Here is a 16,967-nt window from a genome sequence, read left to right as displayed (position 1 = left end):
TGTCAGCACTAATCCTCATACCGTTATTGCGATCCTGTCGTTGCCAGACTGCAACAACATGACAGGTATTAGCAATAAAGCTCGAAATTATACGTTTGATTATGGCGATTTATGTTATCGCTGAAAAAAAATAAAAACCGATTCACATTGCAGAGTTCATGGGAGGTAACGGATGAACAGTCGCAAAACGGCTATAAGAACCTTTGCGCGCGCCGGCGTGTCGCTTGCAGCGCTTACAAGCGTCGCAGAAACCGCAGCGCTCGCGCAAACTGACGAAATTGTCGTCACGGCGCAGTTCCGCGAACAAAATCTTCAGGATGCGCCACTCGCCATCACGGCTGTCACAGGCGACATGCTCGAGCGGCGCAGCCAGACGGAGCTTTCTCAAATCGCCCGTCAGGCGCCAAACGTGACTCTCGCGGCTCAAAACCAGGAATATGGGTCCGCGATGATCGCCTACATTCGCGGCATTGGGCAGAACGACCCGAACTTCGCGGTCGAACCAGGCGTCGGCATTTACATTGACGACGTCTATCTGCCGACTCTTACCGGTTCTCTTCTCGACCTTATGGATGTGGATCGGGTTGAAGTGCTGCGTGGACCGCAGGGAACGCTGGCTGGCCGGAACTCCATCGGCGGCGCGATCAAAATGTATTCGGTCAAACCGAAAGGCGACAATTCCGGCTCGTTCCAGTTAACCTATGGATCGTATGACCGGATTGATATCCGCGGCATCTATGATCTTCCGATCACTGAAACGCTGGCCATGCGCGTTTCTGGCGTCAGCAAGAACGAAACAGGCTATATCAAGCGTCTCGATTACGCACTGACCCACCCGGGCACCAATGTGCCGACTCAGTCAACTGGCCAGGATCCTGTTCTCGGCCGCGATGGCGGCGTTGCCATGGCGGGCGGCAAGGTTGCTTTGCGATGGCAGCCAAATGACAGTGTCGATATCAATTTGAGCGGCGATTACACGCGCGAGCGTAACGACGCCGGCGTTTCGACACTTCTCTATGCAAACGCGGACGGCGCTTACAACAATGACCCAAGCCGGCCATGGCTGCGCGGCACAGACGGCATGGCCATTCCCTATAACTGTCAGTTCGTGCCTTATGGCGTAAATAGCTGTGATACTCAGACAGAATATGATGGTCGTTACATCAGCTATGCGACATTCTCAGACCTTTATCCCGGCGATTCTCAGTCGCCTTATAAACCGCTGGTGCTCGATCCCCATCGGGATATGGACAATTACGGCGCTGCGCTGACGATGGACATCAAACTGAGCGACACGCTCTCTTTGTTCTCAGTCACTTCCTATCGCAAATACAAGACAGACTGGTCTTATGACGTCGACGGCTCGCCGCTGGCGCCGAACCTTCTCAACCAGACCCAGAGCAACGAGCAGTGGAGTCAGGAAATTCGCCTGAACGGCACGCTCGGCGACGGCTTTGCCGACTTCACGGTTGGCGGCTTCTTCTTTGACACGAAGAGCTTCTATACTGGCCGCATCGACATTCCCTATGCGGAACTTGACTTTATTCACGGCCCTGATCCGACACCGTCTAACAACAAGGCCGTGTTCGCCAACGTCACGCTTAACTTCACCGAGGACTTCCACCTCACAGGCGGCGTTCGCGAATCCTGGGACAAGAAAGACTACCTGTACCGCCGCAGAAATCCGGACCTCACACCGGTTCAGGGGCCTTGCAACCTCTTCACAAGCGCCGCGCCGATCACCCCTCCGATCAGCCCGGTCGCTATTGGCAACCAGCCGAACTGCCTCCTCTTCGGGGTGGACGGCACGACGGCGACCTTCAAGAACGACCAACTCGACTGGCGTGTCGCCCTTGATTATCGCTTCTCCGATGCGCTCATGGTTTACGGTCAGGTTGCAACCGGCTATCGCGCCGGCGGCTTCAATGCTCGCCCGTTCTTCCCGAGCCAGGCGACGCCGCACATTCCGGAAACGATCACCTCATATGAGATTGGCTTCAAGTCGGATCTCCTTGATGACAGATTGCGGTTGAACCTCGCAGGGTTCTACTTCCCGTATAATGACATCGTTCTGAACTCGACCTTCTGCGCGGATCTTCCTGTGGGCCAGCAGGCGCCATGCCTGCGTCCAAGCAACGTTGGTTCGGCGAAGGTGAAAGGCTTCGAGGCTGAAGCGTTCTTCTACCCTGTAGAGAATCTCAGCATCGACGCGTCGCTCAGCTATCTCGATTTCCAGTATAAGGAGATTGATGCAACAGCTGGCACTGGCGTCGCGCTCGGCGATATCACACCCTATACACCTGAGTGGCAGTACAGCATTGGCGTTCAGTACGACATTGAAAATGTGCTGGGCGGCGAGTTGTCCTTCCGGTTTGACGGCTCCTACCAGTCGGAAATCTTCACGGAAGCAGGGAACGTACGCGAACTTTTGGTCCCGAACGATGTTGATCCTAACGATCCCAATCTACCCGATGGATTGCAGGGTATCGGCCTTCCGGGCGGCGGCGGTCCAATCCCAACGCTTGTTGCCGATAACCTGATCGAGGGGTATTTCCTCGGCAACGCCCGCGTCAGCTGGAACTCTGAAGATGGTGACTGGGGTATTGCCTTCGAAATCCAGAACCTCTTCGACAAATATTATCTCGGCACGAAAGTGAACGATGTTATTTCCGTAGGCCATGTCTATGGTTCGCCGGGCAAGCCGCGCACCTTTGCGCTTACGCTCAAGCGTAATTTCTAACGACTGTCGAGCGGCGCGAAGCGCCGCCCGATTTTCCCTCCAAACGCTGCGTCGTTTTCGGCGCAGCGTTTTTCTTTGCCCGGATTTTGAGTGGAGAAAGATTCAAATCAGGGGGCGGCCTGAAGCTGCGTCTCACATAAACAACGTAAGATGAGAACAGCGCTGGCGGAGGGGGTGGGATTCGAACCCACGGAACGCTTGCACGCTCAACGGTTTTCAAGACCGTCGCAATCGACCACTCTGCCACCCCTCCGAGAGCAGCGGCTGCTGTCTACATTGCCACACGGGCCGATGCAACTAAGCGTTCGGCATTCAAGGAGGTGATGGCGAAACCGAACACCGCCGCCTCGGGCGGCTATGGTGACGTTCCGTCCGGGCGGGAGAGGGCGCTACTTTCCACTGAAGTGACAAAGGACCGTCAAGCATGGTTAATAAGGTGTTAACCCTCGCGGACTAATCCAGAGACGCTTTCCGCGGCGCGATCCCGCAACCGTAACAAACAGTATTCCCATGGGCTCTCAGGCGTCTTCCTCACTCAAGCTAATCCCGCTGCTGCTTCTGGCGCTCGCCGCCGCCTGCACGACGACGCCTAGACAGGCGTCCAGCGGAGGAGGTGGCGATCCGCACTATAAAGTCGGCAAGCCCTACAAGGTGAAGGGTAAAACCTATTACCCGGCTGAAGACCCGAACTATTCCAAGGTCGGCGTCGCTTCATGGTACGGATCGCAATTTCATGGGCGCCTCACCGCCAATGGCGAAATTTTTGACATGAACAGGCTGTCGGCGGCGCATACGACGCTGCCGCTTCCGTCCATGGTGGAGGTTACAAATCTTGAAAACGGCCGCTCCGTGGTCGTCCGGCTGAATGACCGGGGTCCGTTTGTAGGCGACCGCATCATCGATATGTCCCGGGAGGCGGCTCGCGAGCTTGGATTCGAAGAACAGGGCACCGCGCGCGTTCGTGTGCGCTATGCAGGGCGGGCTCCATTGACTGCCGCAGCGCCAAAAACATCGCCGCGCGAGGACCGGGTGGCGCGCGCAGCGCCGGTGCGTCAAGAGACGATACGACCCGGCGTTGACCCTGATTGCGACCCGATTTCCGAACTTCTGACTAGTATGGAAAGCGCACCGGCCCTGACCCCGGGCGCGGAGGAAGTCGCGATAGCGGAGGCGGAAACGCCGGACAGCGCGGAAGCGGAAATCCCCGCTGCTGATCTTTCGACGCCAGACCCGGACGATGCGCGCCTGGTGCATCCATCCGCCAGCGCTGATCAGCCGACGGAGGCGATCTATGTGATCCGCGTGGCCGCGCTCTCACGCCTCGATAATATAGACGGCCTGCGCGCCCAGCTTGGGGATATTGGAACGCTCAGAATGTCCCGTGTTGAAACCGAGGCGGGAACTGTGTTTTACCGGGTCAATCTGGGGCCGTTCTCGTCGATAGAGACTGCCGCAGAAAAATTGGAAGCCGTGCGCAGAGCAGGTTATGCTGATGCGTCGCTGGTCACGCTGACGCCATAAGAATGCCTTTTAGATGATGTAAATCAAAGCGTTGGCGGAAGAATGTCAGCCGCCCAAGTAAGTTGAGGAGACGCGTTTTGAAGTTTTCGCAGATCATCGCCGCTTTCGCGCTCGCCGCGGTAAGCATCGGACAGTCTTTCGCGCAGGCTCCAACGCCGCTGACGACGCCCGCCGAATATGCGCTCATCATGGATTACCGCACCGGCGAAATTCTTTACGAAAAAAATGCGCGCACCCCAACGGCGCCAGCCTCCATGTCGAAGCTGATGACGGTGGCCATTGTTTTTGAACGGCTGAAAAACGGCTCGCTCAAACTGACTGATGAATTTGATGTCAGCGAGAAAGCATGGCGCGAACGCGAAGGCTCCTCCATGTGGGTGCGCGTTGGCGACAGCATTCCTGTTCTCGACATAGTGCGCGGCATTATCGTTCAGTCAGGCAATGACGCTTGCATCGTTGTCGCGGAGAATATTTCCGGGTCCGAAGAGGCTTTCGTTCAACTGATGAATCAAAAGGCTCATGAATGGGGCCTGAATGATTCCACCTTCGCCAACCCCCATGGCATGCCTGACCCAAACCACAAGATGAGCATGCGCGACCTGGGTATTCTGACAAGCCGTATCATTTCCGAATATGGCCAGTATTACGCGCTCTTTGCCGAGCGCGAGTTTACCTGGGAGAAAATCCGCCAGTCGAACCGCAATCCGATCCTCGACATGGTGGAAGGCGCGGACGGCCTTAAAACAGGGCATACGGAAGAATCCGGTTATGGCCTTGTCGGTTCCGCGGTCATGAACGGCGAGCGTAGAATTGTCGTCGTCAACGGACTTTCTTCGGAACGCGAACGCGCAACGGAGTCAGCGCGCCTCCTGCGCCTCGCCTTCAACGATTTCAATACACGAACATTCTTTGAACCGGGTGATATTGTGGGCGAAGCGGAAGTCTTCAAAGGCAAGGCCGCAACCGTGCCGTTGATCGCCCGGGAGCCTGTGAAACTGATTTTGCACCGCTCACTTCTCGACGAAGCAAAAGCGACGATCATCTATTCAGGGCCAGTATCCGCCCCCATCAAGGAGGGCCAGCAGATCGGCACGCTCAGGGTTGAAGCGCCTTCAGGGCCTGCCCGTGAATATGCGCTCTACGCCGGGCGGGCGGTTCCCGAAACGGGCATCTGGGGCAAGATCGGCCTTGCCGCAGGAAAACTGCTGGCGAAGCCGTCAACCGGAGCGCCGGATGCGCCGTCGGCAGACTAGATGATGACGCCTAAGAGTTCCTCCGGCTTTTTCATCAGTTTTGAGGGCGGAGACGGCGCGGGAAAATCGACGCAGATTAAAGTGCTGGCCAAGGCGTTGCGCGAAGCCGGGCGCGAAGTCGTGGTGACGCGAGAGCCGGGCGGATCGCCAGGCGCGGAAGCGATCCGAAAATTGCTTCTTGAAGGGGAGGCTGACAAATGGTCGCCTCTCACGGAAGCGTTGCTGATGTATGCGTCACGCGCGGATCATCTTGAACGAACAATCGTACCGGCGCTGGCGCGCGGCGCAGTCGTCATCACCGATCGCTTCGCGGACTCTTCCATGGCCTATCAGGGTCTTGCCGGCGAATTGGGTGAGGAGGCCGTCTCAACTCTCTACAAGCTTGTCGTCGGCGCACAGGGCCCTGATCTGACCTTCATCCTCGATCTTGCGGTCGATGAGGGCTTGAAGCGCTCCGGCTCTACCGGCGACACAGAACAGCGATTTGAATCCAAGGGGAGCGCCTATCAGGAGAAGGTTCGTCAGGCCTTCCTTGAAATCGCAAAGCGTGAACCGGATCGCTGCGCTGTCATAAGCGCGGATGGCGAGATTATGGATGTTGCAGCGCGTATTGGCGCGGTTATTCAGGCGCGATTTCCGAAGCTTCTGAACCGCTGAACGCCCCTTCCAAAGAGGCCGTAAAACCCCTAGTTACGAGGGCATGGAAGACGAATTGACCCCTCCGCGCACGCAATCCCGTCAAATTGGCCGGTCAGCGCTGGAGCGGCGCTTGCGCGCCGCCATGGGGGAGGGAACTCTAACCCATGGCTGGATCCTGGCGGGACCCGAAGGGGCCGGGAAGGCGACCCTCGCCTACCGCATCGCCAGAGCGCTGCTTGAGCCTTCTGCGCTGACTGATGAGCATTCCCTGGATATGCCGGAAACAGCTAGAAGCTTTCGCCATATCGCCGCCGAGGCCCATCCTGATCTCTTCGTCGCGGAGCGGCTCTATGATGAGAAGAAAGGACGCCGTCAGGGTGAAATCACGGTCGAAACCATTCGCAAGCTGACGCAGTTTTTGAACCGAACCGCGTCCGGGGCCGGCGCGCGCGTCGCCATTGTGGATACTGCCGACGATATGAATCGCAACGCCGCCAATGCCTTGCTGAAAGCCCTTGAAGAACCGCCGGAAGGGGCGACCCTGCTGCTGCTCTCGTCAGCGCCCGGCCGGCTCTTGCCAACGATCCGTTCCCGATGCCGGCGTATCGACCTGCCGCCTGTCGCCAATGCTGAAATTGAAAAACTCTTGCTTGATGAAGGCGTCAGCGCCGGCGACGCCGGCAATATCGCAGACCACGCTCGCGGGCGCCCTGGCTACGCTCTGACGCTGGCGGCGGGTGAGGGGGCCGAAGCCATCAAACTGGCTCATGGATTTTTACAGGCGGCGCAAAAAGGGAGCGACTTGTCGAGAATTATCTCCGGCGTCTCGGGCAAGGCGGGAGAGGCGCGCTGGCCAGTATTTCGTGACACCGTCATATCAAACCTCAGTGACGCATCACGTATGGCGGCGACGGAAGGTTCAGCCGCTGGTTTTACAAATGCCGATGCGGGCGACCTTCTTGAAGCGTGGCAGGCAGTAACTGCGCTGATGGGGCGCGGCGAAGCTCTAAACCTCGACAGAGGCCAGTTGTTAGAGGCCGTGGCGTTCGACATGCGCCATGCGCTGAAACGTAAAGCGGCCTGAGACCCATGCTTGTCGACAGTCATGTCAATCTGCATTCGGAGCAGTATGCCGATGACCTTCAAGAGGTCATTGACCGCGCGCGCGCAGCAGGCGTCTCAGCGATGTTGACGATCTCCGATCAGCTCTCATCCACCGAAGCCATCGCTGCAATTGCGGCTAAAGATCCCTTGATCTGGCGCAGCGTCGGCGTCCATCCACACTATGCAAAAGATGATGCCGATCTGACGGCGAAAACCTTGATCGATCTGGCGGCTGACGAAAATGTGGTCGGTATTGGTGAGTGCGGACTCGATTTCTACTACGAATATTCGGGCCGCGATGTGCAGGACGCCGTCTTCCGCGCCCACATTATGGCGGCGCGCAAAACCCAACTCCCCCTGATCATTCATACACGTGACGCAGACGACGCAACGATGGAACTACTCGAAAACGAGTACAGGGAAGGGGCCTTCACCCCCCTGCTCCATTGTTATACGGGCGGACCAGCGCTTGCAAAAGCGGCGCTTGATCTCGGTGGTTTTATTTCGTTTTCGGGCATTATCACTTTCAAGAATGCAAATGATATTCGCGCCATTGCGCAGGCGGCACCGCTTGACCGGATCATTATCGAAACCGATTGCCCATATCTTGCGCCTGTGCCCATGCGCGGAAGGCGTAATGAACCAGGTTACGTCGTGCATGTCGCGGAGAAACTGGCGGAGATTAAAGGGATAAGCGCCGAAGAGATCGCGCAAATCACCACGGATAATTTCTTCCGGCTGTTTTCGAAAGCCAGCGACCCTCGGGCAAGACCATGACGGGAAACTTGCGGGTTACAATTCTCGGCAGCGGCTCATCAGGGGGCGTTCCGCGCTTTGGCGGGCCAGATGGAAAGGGTGACTGGGGCGCCTGCGATCCGAACGAACCGAAAAATCGCCGTTCGCGTTGTTCGATCCTCGTTCAACGCGAGCACCCCGAATTCGGTTTCGCCCCGGACAAGGTAACGTCAGTGCTCGTGGACACGTCGCCGGACATGCGCACGCAATTACTCGCGGCTCAATGTTCACGCCTTGATGCTGTGCTGTTCACCCATGATCACGCAGATCAGAGCCATGGCATTGATGACCTTCGTGTCTTAGCGCTGCAGATGCGCCGACGCATTCCGGTTTACATCGATGACGCAACCGGCGGCGCTATTGTGGACCGGTTCCGCTATTGTTTTGAGCAGGCGCCTGGGAGTTTTTACCCGCCCATTCTCGATAAGCGGGACATGCCAGCCTGCGGCGATGATTTTTCCATCGACGGACCGTCCGGGCCAATCCCGGTGACAGCCTTCTTGCAGTATCATGGCGGCGTTAATTCGCTCGGCTTCCGTTTTGGGGATATCGCCTATTCGAGCGATGTCGTCGGCCTGCCAGAAGAAAGTTTTGCGATCTTATCCGGTGTTAATGCGTGGATTGTGGACGCCCTGCAATATCAGCCCCACAAAACGCATGCGCATCTCGATCTGGCCCTGGAATGGCTTGCGCGCGTGCGGCCGGGACGGGGACTCCTGACGAACCTGCATGTCCATATGGACTATCAGACCCTCAAAAACATGCTGCCGGCAGGAATTGAACCTGCTTTTGACGGCTTGACGGTCATGGGAAATGCTGAATAACGGTATATAGTCCTTTTAGGACACGCCGGGAGAGAGAAAATTGAATAAAATCAAAGGTATATTTATGGCCTTTGCGGCGCTGTGGCTGGCGGCCTGCGGCGGTGGCGACGATACAGGCCAGGAATCGGCCAATTCGGGGGAAAAAGGCGTCAGATATGAGAGCTACGCCAAAGATGTGCAAACATCAGAGGATGCCATCAAGCTTTACACATCGCGGATGAACCAGATTGCCGACGCGATTGAGGCGATCGAGACAAACGCCGACGCAGATCGGGCGGCGCAAATGATCATGGATTCCGCCAAGGAATATGAGCTGCTCGACACCCGGCTTGATGAGCTGGGCCGGGACAATCTTGCGCGTGACCTTGCGAGCCGCGATGGCGGTCACATGAATTTGTACACGCGCCAATACGCCGAAGCTCAGGCGCGCCTCGGAACAGCGATGCAGAAGGTCGCTGAAAAAGATCCTCGCATGATACTCAAACTCAGCCGTGCAATGCAGAAAATGAATGCGGCTAAAGCGTATTAAATTGTGAGCAAATGAACTTAGGCGAAGCTTTCGCAGTTTCGCCGCAATGTGGGCGCCAGACGGAGTTGTAATGCCGCTGGCTGGGTTAAACGGGTAAAGGCGATGGCGCTGGAATATTATATGCCGCGGGCGGATCTTCGCGATCATGTGCGTGCGTATTACTATTTCTCGACAGAAACGCCGTCGATCCAGCCTCTTTGCGCTGAAATGGGCAATATTCGCGTTGTGCTCAACGGCGGCGGGTTTTTACATACCCCGGACGGCCGAAAGGAGCATATCACCTCGGCGTTTCTCCTTGGTCCCACCATGGGCGCTTATTGCATGGAGGCGGATGCTGGAACGCGTGTTTTTGGAATCGGCATCAGGCCCAAAGGCTGGATAACGCTTTGCGGGATCAATGCGGAAGAAGCGACAGACAAGGTCATCGACCTGACATCTTTCGCCGGCGGGCTGGCGCGATCCAGCATCGACGAAATGCGTAATGCGCGCAGCCTGGCCGAAATGGCCGGCGCCGCAGACCGGTTCTTTGCAAGTCTTCTGGCGCGCAGGGCGTCGCGCCGTTCCGGAAGATATCCGGAAGCGCTGGCGCAATGGCTTCTGGACCCTAACGATCTCGGCCTGGACGAACTCATCAACAGCATGGATGTATCGCGGCGTCAGACGGACAGGATTGCGAAAATGTATTTCGGCGCGTCGCCCAAATTTCTTCAGCGCAAATACCGGGCCTTACGTGCTGCGGACAGGATCCGTACGGGCGAACTGGATTGGATGTCGGCGGCGGGCGGCGCTTACTATGATCAGTCTCATTTCATCAAGGAATTCAAGACCTTCGTAGGCGTTACGCCTAGCCAGTTTATTGGCAATCAGGCGCAGTTGATCACTGAGATTCAGTCGAAACGACGCGTTCAGGCGTTGCCGATCCCATTGGCGAGTTTTTAGCCTAAAAAAACATTCCCATGGCCAATCTTTCCTATAGCCACAGACTATCCGCGGCTATCTTCCTCTTGTTCCAGGGAGAGAACACCGCTTCCAGAGCCTTTGCTGGGGGAGAGACCGGCGGGGGAAAGGTTCTGGGTATAACGGGAGCGCGCCAGCATCGCCGCCGCGATGTTGACGCGCTCCCGGATATACATATTATTTGTGACAATATAAATTGTGCAACTTATTTGGTTCGCCCTGGACGGGCTTACGAAACCCGCCAGGCTGGAAACTCTCAAGCTGCAAAACTGGGTTTAAAATCAGTAAGTCAGCTGTTCGATGTCCGCGAAATTGATCTCGGATCCATCGCTCAACGAGATCACCCCATGAGCATCGTCGGTGAAGACAAGATTTCCATCTGTCTCTGATGTGATGGCGCCTTCGGTCAGTTGTACCGTCCAATCTGAGCCATATTCACCTAACGACATAGTTGCGCCGTCGTTCAGATCGATGATGTCAGTCCAGCCAGCGCCGCCGGATATGACGTCCGAACCATCGCCCATTTCATAAACGAAGACGTCTGAACCATCGCCGCCATTCATGACGTCATCACCGGCGCCGCCCGTAATGGAGTCATTCCCGGCGCCTCCATAGATGATGTCGCCGCCAGCGCCGCCGTTCAGAACATTGTCGCCTGCATCACCATAAACGTGCTCAGACGCCGCGCTCGCTTCCTGCACGTCAATCGTGAGTGTTTCCTGATAAATCGCGCCATGCTCGTCCATCACCTCAACCGTGATATCGTGTGACTGTTGGGCGTCATAATCCAATGACATCCCATCTTTGACTTTGAGCTGGTCGCCGGAAATTTCAAACAACCCTGAAGCATCATCGACAATGGTGTAAGCCGGCGCAGCAACGGCGTCAGCATCAGAAGACGAAAGGCTACCGACCAGAGCGCCCTCCTCTCCGGAAACTGGTCCCTCTACGACTTCGTCATATCGTGCCGATACGGTTGCGTTCAGACCATCCGGGCCATCATCATCGGGATTAATGACAGTCACTGTGTTAACGCCATCAACAAAGGACGGCGTTGTGAAGTCACCATTGATGATGGTCATCGCTTCATATTCACCGGAAGATGGTGTGCGGGTCGCGAGAATTTCCACGCCTTCACTTGTAATATGCGCGATCAGTCGCGGCGACCCGTCACTGTTAGCCACCCACGGAGAATCGATAGCGCCTCCATCTCCAAATTGCAGCAACGCTTGATTTGACGCGTCGTAAACATTGGATTGGAGTTGTATTGTTTCTCCTGTCAGCGACTCGCCATTGACCACGAGCTCAAACGAATTATCGATAACCCCGAAGGATACAGTGATTTCAGCGCTTCCATCGACAACGCCGGAAAGGTCGACTTGCGCCGTATCAGCGCCGCCGCCGTCTGCTACATTAATCTCGGCATCGCTTACCGACGCGTTCTTTGAAACTGTCGACGTAGATAGTCCCAACGCGATATCCGTCGGCGGCGCGTTCAGAATATTCTCCGCGCTGATTGTCTGATCCGCAAATTCGAAGTTTTCTGTCGAGTAGACGATATCAGCGCCATCGGGGGAGTCCGGGCGATTGTCAGTCACGCGATAAGTGGTTTCAGTTTCCTGCGTGATTGTGTAATCGGCGCGGTTACCGGAATAAACAACCGTATCTTCCCCTGCGCCGCCTGAAATAATTTCATCCGCGCTTGTGCTGATGAGGCGGTCGGTGCCTTCTGTGCCTGGTATTTCATTTGGCTCGGCAATATCGCCAACCTGAACAGTAACAGTCATCAGCGTTGCTTCACCGCTATCGCCAACGGCTTCAATCGAGACCTCAAAAGACTGCGCCTCTTCATAATCAAGCGCGACACCATCCTTTAGTTTCAGTTGGTTTCCGACGATCTCGAAATAGCCGGACGGATCATTGCTTATTTCAAAAGTTGAAACCGGATCGCCGGTAACAGAGTCATTTGCAGTGAGAAACCCGACAACGGCGCCCGGATCATTTTCGGAAACAAGAGGAATATCTGAAATAACGCTGTTCTGAATACTTGCCCCATTCACAAGTACAAGATTGTCGACGCCGACGAGATCTGCAATCTCGCCGTTCTCAGCCTCATTCATGAGCCAGTTATTGATCAGGCCGGGTTCAGTTTCAGGATCTCCGATTGGAGTTCCATTATGCTCTGCGATCTCTGCTTCACTGCGCGCGTAATCGAAGATACGCACCTCCGCAATCTCGCCTTCAAATACCTGATTAGAATCGAAGCCACCTGCTTCAGCGTCTTGTTCTTGGCCGAATGAAACCGTCCCGCCCGCCTTCAGGTCGCGGATATTTACGGTCGTATCGAAAGCCGCTTCACCATCAACATAAACATGGAGTTCGTTCGAATCTTGATCCCAGGTGAAAGAAACCTGATGCTCTTGGCCGTCAAGCAGCGACTGATTCGTCACGCCTGTATTGATTTTTTGCCCGGCAATATAAACTTGAAGGGTCCCGCTTGCGCCTTCAAGGAACAACAATGCCTCATTGTTTGATCCGTCGTTCGCTGCATAAGACAAAAGCGGCGCGCCGCCACCTACATCGGTTTGATCTGACGAAAAGCGAACTTCAACTGTCAGGGCGTCAGTCGGAAACCCTGCAAGCTCAGATGAAATGGCAGCGTCATCAACTCCGCCATCCTGATTAAGAGAGAGCACTTTAACAGCAGCAGCCGGGTCCAAATTGAAGTCAACCGGCGCTTCATCCTGATTTGCAACGGCGACAGTGAAAGTCTGTTGCGCCGTCTCCCCATCCGGCCCTTTCGCTTCAATGGTCAGTTCATATGAACTCTGGGATTCATAATCCAATGATATGCCGTCTTTGAGTTTTACCTCATTGCCGACAATTTCAAATGCGCCGGATGGATCGTTGACAATCGCGAAAGCATCTATAGGAGCACCAGTATCTGGATCAGTCGCAGAGAGAGTTCCTGCGATAGCGCCGGGGTTGTTTTCCAGCACCGTAGGTGTGTCGAATATGGCTCCGCCTTCAACATGAGCGCCGTTGACCAGCTGGAAATCATCTGTTCCAACGAGGTCTTCAATAACCCCTCCAGACGCCTCATTCATAACCCAATTATTAGTGAGGCCGGGTTCGGTTTCCGGGTCAGCGATAGAGACACCTGTGTTGTCAGCAATCTCAGACTCGCTTCGCGCATAGTCAAAAATACGCACCTCAGCGATTTCGCCTTCAAAAACCTGGCCGGTTACAAATCCGCCGCCTTCTGAATCCTGCTCCTGGCCAAGAACCAATGTGCCTCCAGCTTTCAGGTCGCGAATATTGATTGTAGCGTCAAAGGCTGACTCGCCATCTACATAAACATGGAGCTCATTCGAAACTTGGTCCCAGGTGAACGAAACCTGATGTTCCTCGCCGTCAAGCAAAGACGCGTTCGGCACACCTGTATTGATTTTTTGGCCGGCGAGGAAGATATGCATGTTCCCGCTCGATCCTTCGAGCCAGATAAGCGCCTCATTGTCGGAGCCGTCACTCGCCGCATATGAAAATAGCGGTGTGCCGTTACCCACATCGGTCTGCTCTGACGAGAACCGGACCTCAACCGTCAAGGCGTTAGTCGGAAAGCCTGCAAGATCAGATGCAATCACAGCATCATCGGTCCCACCATCCTGATTGAGAGACAAGCTCCCTACACTGTCATCGGCCGAGAGCGTGAAGTTTACGGGCGTCTCGTCTACATTCAGAACGGGTATGGAGAAAGATTGCGTAGAACTTTCGCCATGGGCGTCTGTCGCCGTTACGGTTACGGATATTTCCGACTCTGCCTCATAATTTACATGGACGCCGTCTTTCAGTTTCAACACATAGCCGTCGCTATCATTGACGACTTCAAATCGTTCATCATCGACTGTGATCGATACGCTATCATTTTCGATGTCGGAGATGGTAAGGTGCGCAGCTATATCGCCTTCAGCATTCTCCGTAAGGCCAAGGCGATCTGTATCTTCAAAGCCAGGCAAGCGATAGGTTTCACTGCCGATAACTTCAGTAATGCCATTAGTGTCGGGACCTGACCAGGAAAGTTGTAGTGTCTGTGACCCGCCATTTTCAAAATAACGCACTTCAATATCATGAGAGCCGGAGTCCAAATCCACACTCACTGTACGGGTGCGTGTTGAATGAAGGCCGTCATTATCCAGCACCGCGACGCCGTCAATAAACAGCATGCTGCCATCATCACTCGCCATATTGAAGGTGTATACGCCACCTTCTTCTACTAAGATCTGACCTTCATATTTGGCGGCAAAATAATCACCTGGAGCCCCGTCCCAGAATGATTCCTGACCAGCCATATAGTTCAAACTATCAACGATGCCTTCCGCGTCAGGCGCTGCATTAAAGTCCACCTGATCGAGGTCGCTAAGAGAATGGCCGATATTGTAATAAGATGCCCGAAGCCCCTCTCCGCCCATAAGCTCAATTGAAGGTGCGTGATTCGTATCAATAACCGTGATCGGAAAGTTCAGTGTATTGCTGGCGCCGCCAGCATCTGTTACCGTCACCTCAACATTCAATGCCGACTCGACCTCATAGTCGACCGCAACGCCATCTTTCAGTTTTAGGTATGTTCCGCCGCCTTCATCGACGACTTCAAAACGATCATCATTGACGGAATAAGTATGGGTGTCGCCTATATCCGGGTCTGACACTGAGAGGCGCGCAACAACGGCGCCAGCGGAATCGTCGTCAAGCGTGAGATTGTCGATCGACGCGCCATACTCGAAGGAGTCGCCTCCGATCACTTCTGTCACACCGCCAGTATCGGGGCCTGACCATGAAAGTTGCAGTGTCTGTGACCCGCCATTTTCGAAGTAGCGTATTTCGATATCATGAGAACCGGAATCTAAATCCACAGTCACAGTTCGCGTACGTGTGCCATGTAGCCCGTCATTATCCAGCACCGCGACACCGTCAATGAAGAGCATGCTGCCGTCATCGCTCGCCATATTAAAGGTATAGGACCCGCCTTCATTGACGACCAAGTTTCCTTCATATTTCGCAGCGAAATAGTCTCCGGGCGCCCCATCCCAGAATGATTCCTGACCTGTCATATAATTTAGGCTGTCAACAACGCCCCGAGCATCCGGCTCCGCGTCAAAATCCACCTCATCCAGATCGCTAAGAGAGTGGCCGATATTGTAATAGGATGCACGAAGGCCCGCTTCGTGAATTACTTCGATTACTGGAGCTTCGTTTTGATCAAGAACACTGACTGTAAAGTCGCCGTTAATAGTCAAGCCACCGGAATCAGTGGCCATGATATTGACATTGAAAGGCGCTGTGGTTTCTGCGTCCAAGGCAACGCCGTCTTTAAGTTTTAACTGATTTCCGACCACTTCAAAACGGTCATCCGAAACAGTAAAGGAGAACCCCTCACCCGCATCAGGATCAAGCACAGATAGATCGCCGACAACGCCGCCATCGACGTTTTCAGCAATGGTGAAAGAAGAAAGTCCAATATCTGTAGGCGCTTCATTCACGTTTTCAACATGGATGGAAACAGTTTTCTCAAACGTATTCCCAGCGCTATCCGTGACGCCTAATGTCACGTCATAAGAGGATTGCACCTCGTAATCGAAAGCGGCGTCATCTTTCAGTTGAAGAGTGTCGCCCACAAGCTCGAATAGACCGGAGTCATCTCTGATGAGGGTGAAAGCTGACGTATCGCCTCGATCCGGGTCGTCTGCTGACAAATGGGCTACAAGAGCGCCAGCCAGGTTTTCGGAAGCGCTGCCGCCATCAAGGATGATATCCGTAGGCGATAGATTGGCAGTGGGTTCATTGATTTCCCCCTCATCGCCTCCGTCGCCTGCAAGAGTGTCTTCCGGTATGGCGCCTCCTGCACCTTGATTGCCCTCTTCGGCGCCATTGTCAGTGGTTGTATCAGTGTTTGTGCGATCCGCTGTTAACCTGGCAGCCTGCGGCGTTTTATTGAAAGAGCGCTCTTCAACCCCATCACCAGCTAGTTGTGGCGCTTCGGTTAAGCCAGACGCAACTGTGGCGTCAAGAATCTCTGGAACCCTGCTGTCCTGGAAAGCTTCGCCATCTGTTGTTTCATCAGGCAAGGGCAAAGTATCAGGAAGCTCCGCAGGATACAGCGCATGGTTAGGCGCATGCCCTTGTAAACCGTCAGGATCAATACCCACCTCATCCTGTGTGGCGCCGTCAGACGCGAGGCTGGGCGAAGCTATCGGTCCGATCTGAGACTCGTTCGTGCGGCCTTCGTCAACAGCCTCCGGCTCATAAAGGTTTTGTTCACCAAAGTGTAAATTGGCGTAATCGCCAGAGTTATCGCCGCCCTCAATAGCTGGCTTTTCCTCATCGCGCGCTTTCTTCAACGCATCACGATCGTTTTCAAACGCCGCATCTTCGATACGATGGCGGTCTTCGCTTTGCAGCTTGTTTTCATCTGCAACTTCTGTTGCGGGCTGATCTTTCGCCATCGTTACACTCTACTCGTAGCTAACCTCCCGCGAGCATAGGCAGTGACGCTTAATCAGACCCTTATCATATTGGTTAACAGGCTGAAAAAGTGCAATTTTTTGAAG

Annotated in this window: 10 protein-coding genes and 1 tRNA gene; 9 read left to right on the top strand and 2 right to left on the bottom strand. The window is 54.8% G+C overall.

Translation table 11 applies throughout. The features are described 5' to 3' along the window. Positions 1-172 precede the first annotated feature (172 nt). Positions 173-2,740, top strand: coding sequence for a TonB-dependent receptor (locus ACFOOP_RS14585; RefSeq protein ID WP_379881847.1), 2,568 nt, complete (start codon positions 173-175; stop codon positions 2,738-2,740). A 163-nt stretch (positions 2,741-2,903) separates the two neighbouring features. Here ACFOOP_RS14585 and ACFOOP_RS14580 read toward each other — a convergent pair. Continuing rightward, positions 2,904-2,993 (bottom strand) — tRNA-Ser (locus ACFOOP_RS14580). Positions 2,994-3,250: 257 nt separating this feature from the next. Between ACFOOP_RS14580 and ACFOOP_RS14575 the strand changes: the two genes are divergently transcribed. The 8 genes from ACFOOP_RS14575 to ACFOOP_RS14540 all read left to right on the top strand — a co-directional run bounded on the left by ACFOOP_RS14575 (position 3,251) and on the right by ACFOOP_RS14540 (position 10,344). Then, positions 3,251-4,261 (top strand): septal ring lytic transglycosylase RlpA family protein, encoded by a 1,011-nt coding sequence (locus ACFOOP_RS14575; protein ID WP_379881846.1) that lies wholly within the window; start codon positions 3,251-3,253, stop codon positions 4,259-4,261. Positions 4,262-4,338: 77 nt separating this feature from the next. Then, positions 4,339-5,514 carry a D-alanyl-D-alanine carboxypeptidase family protein gene (locus ACFOOP_RS14570; protein ID WP_379881845.1) on the top strand — a complete coding sequence of 392 codons (1,176 nt, stop codon included), beginning with the start codon at positions 4,339-4,341 and terminating at the stop codon, positions 5,512-5,514. A 3-nt stretch (positions 5,515-5,517) separates the two neighbouring features. After that, positions 5,518-6,171: a dTMP kinase gene (gene tmk / locus ACFOOP_RS14565; RefSeq protein WP_379882900.1), complete on the top strand. Its 654-nt coding sequence runs from the start codon at positions 5,518-5,520 to the stop codon at positions 6,169-6,171. 43 nt (positions 6,172-6,214) lie between these two features. Then, a complete protein-coding gene (locus tag ACFOOP_RS14560; protein ID WP_379881844.1) occupies positions 6,215-7,237 on the top strand; it encodes a DNA polymerase III subunit delta' in 1,023 nt (340 codons plus the stop codon). Between the two features lie 5 nt (positions 7,238-7,242). Next, positions 7,243-8,034 carry a TatD family hydrolase gene (locus tag ACFOOP_RS14555; RefSeq protein WP_379881843.1) on the top strand — a complete coding sequence of 264 codons (792 nt, stop codon included), beginning with the start codon at positions 7,243-7,245 and terminating at the stop codon, positions 8,032-8,034. Beyond that, on the top strand, positions 8,031-8,876 hold the full coding sequence (locus tag ACFOOP_RS14550; RefSeq protein WP_379881842.1) for an MBL fold metallo-hydrolase: 846 nt from the start codon (positions 8,031-8,033) through the stop codon (positions 8,874-8,876). The genes ACFOOP_RS14555 and ACFOOP_RS14550 overlap by 4 nt, the downstream gene beginning before the upstream one ends. Positions 8,877-8,916: 40 nt before the next feature. Then, on the top strand, positions 8,917-9,405 hold the full coding sequence (locus tag ACFOOP_RS14545) for a hypothetical protein (RefSeq protein ID WP_379881841.1): 489 nt from the start codon (positions 8,917-8,919) through the stop codon (positions 9,403-9,405). A gap of 102 nt (positions 9,406-9,507) precedes the next feature. Continuing rightward, a complete protein-coding gene (locus ACFOOP_RS14540; RefSeq protein WP_379881840.1) occupies positions 9,508-10,344 on the top strand; it encodes a helix-turn-helix domain-containing protein in 837 nt (278 codons plus the stop codon). 299 nt (positions 10,345-10,643) lie between these two features. Here ACFOOP_RS14540 and ACFOOP_RS14535 read toward each other — a convergent pair whose 3' ends face one another. Beyond that, positions 10,644-16,862 carry a cadherin domain-containing protein gene (locus tag ACFOOP_RS14535; RefSeq protein ID WP_379881839.1) on the bottom strand — a complete coding sequence of 2,073 codons (6,219 nt, stop codon included), beginning with the start codon at positions 16,860-16,862 and terminating at the stop codon, positions 10,644-10,646. Positions 16,863-16,967 lie beyond the last annotated feature (105 nt).

The organism is Hyphococcus aureus (assembly GCF_042643165.1).
In the GTDB taxonomy this organism is placed as follows: domain Bacteria; phylum Pseudomonadota; class Alphaproteobacteria; order Caulobacterales; family Parvularculaceae; genus Hyphococcus; species Hyphococcus aureus.
This window is presented reverse-complemented; position numbering and strand designations above follow the sequence as displayed.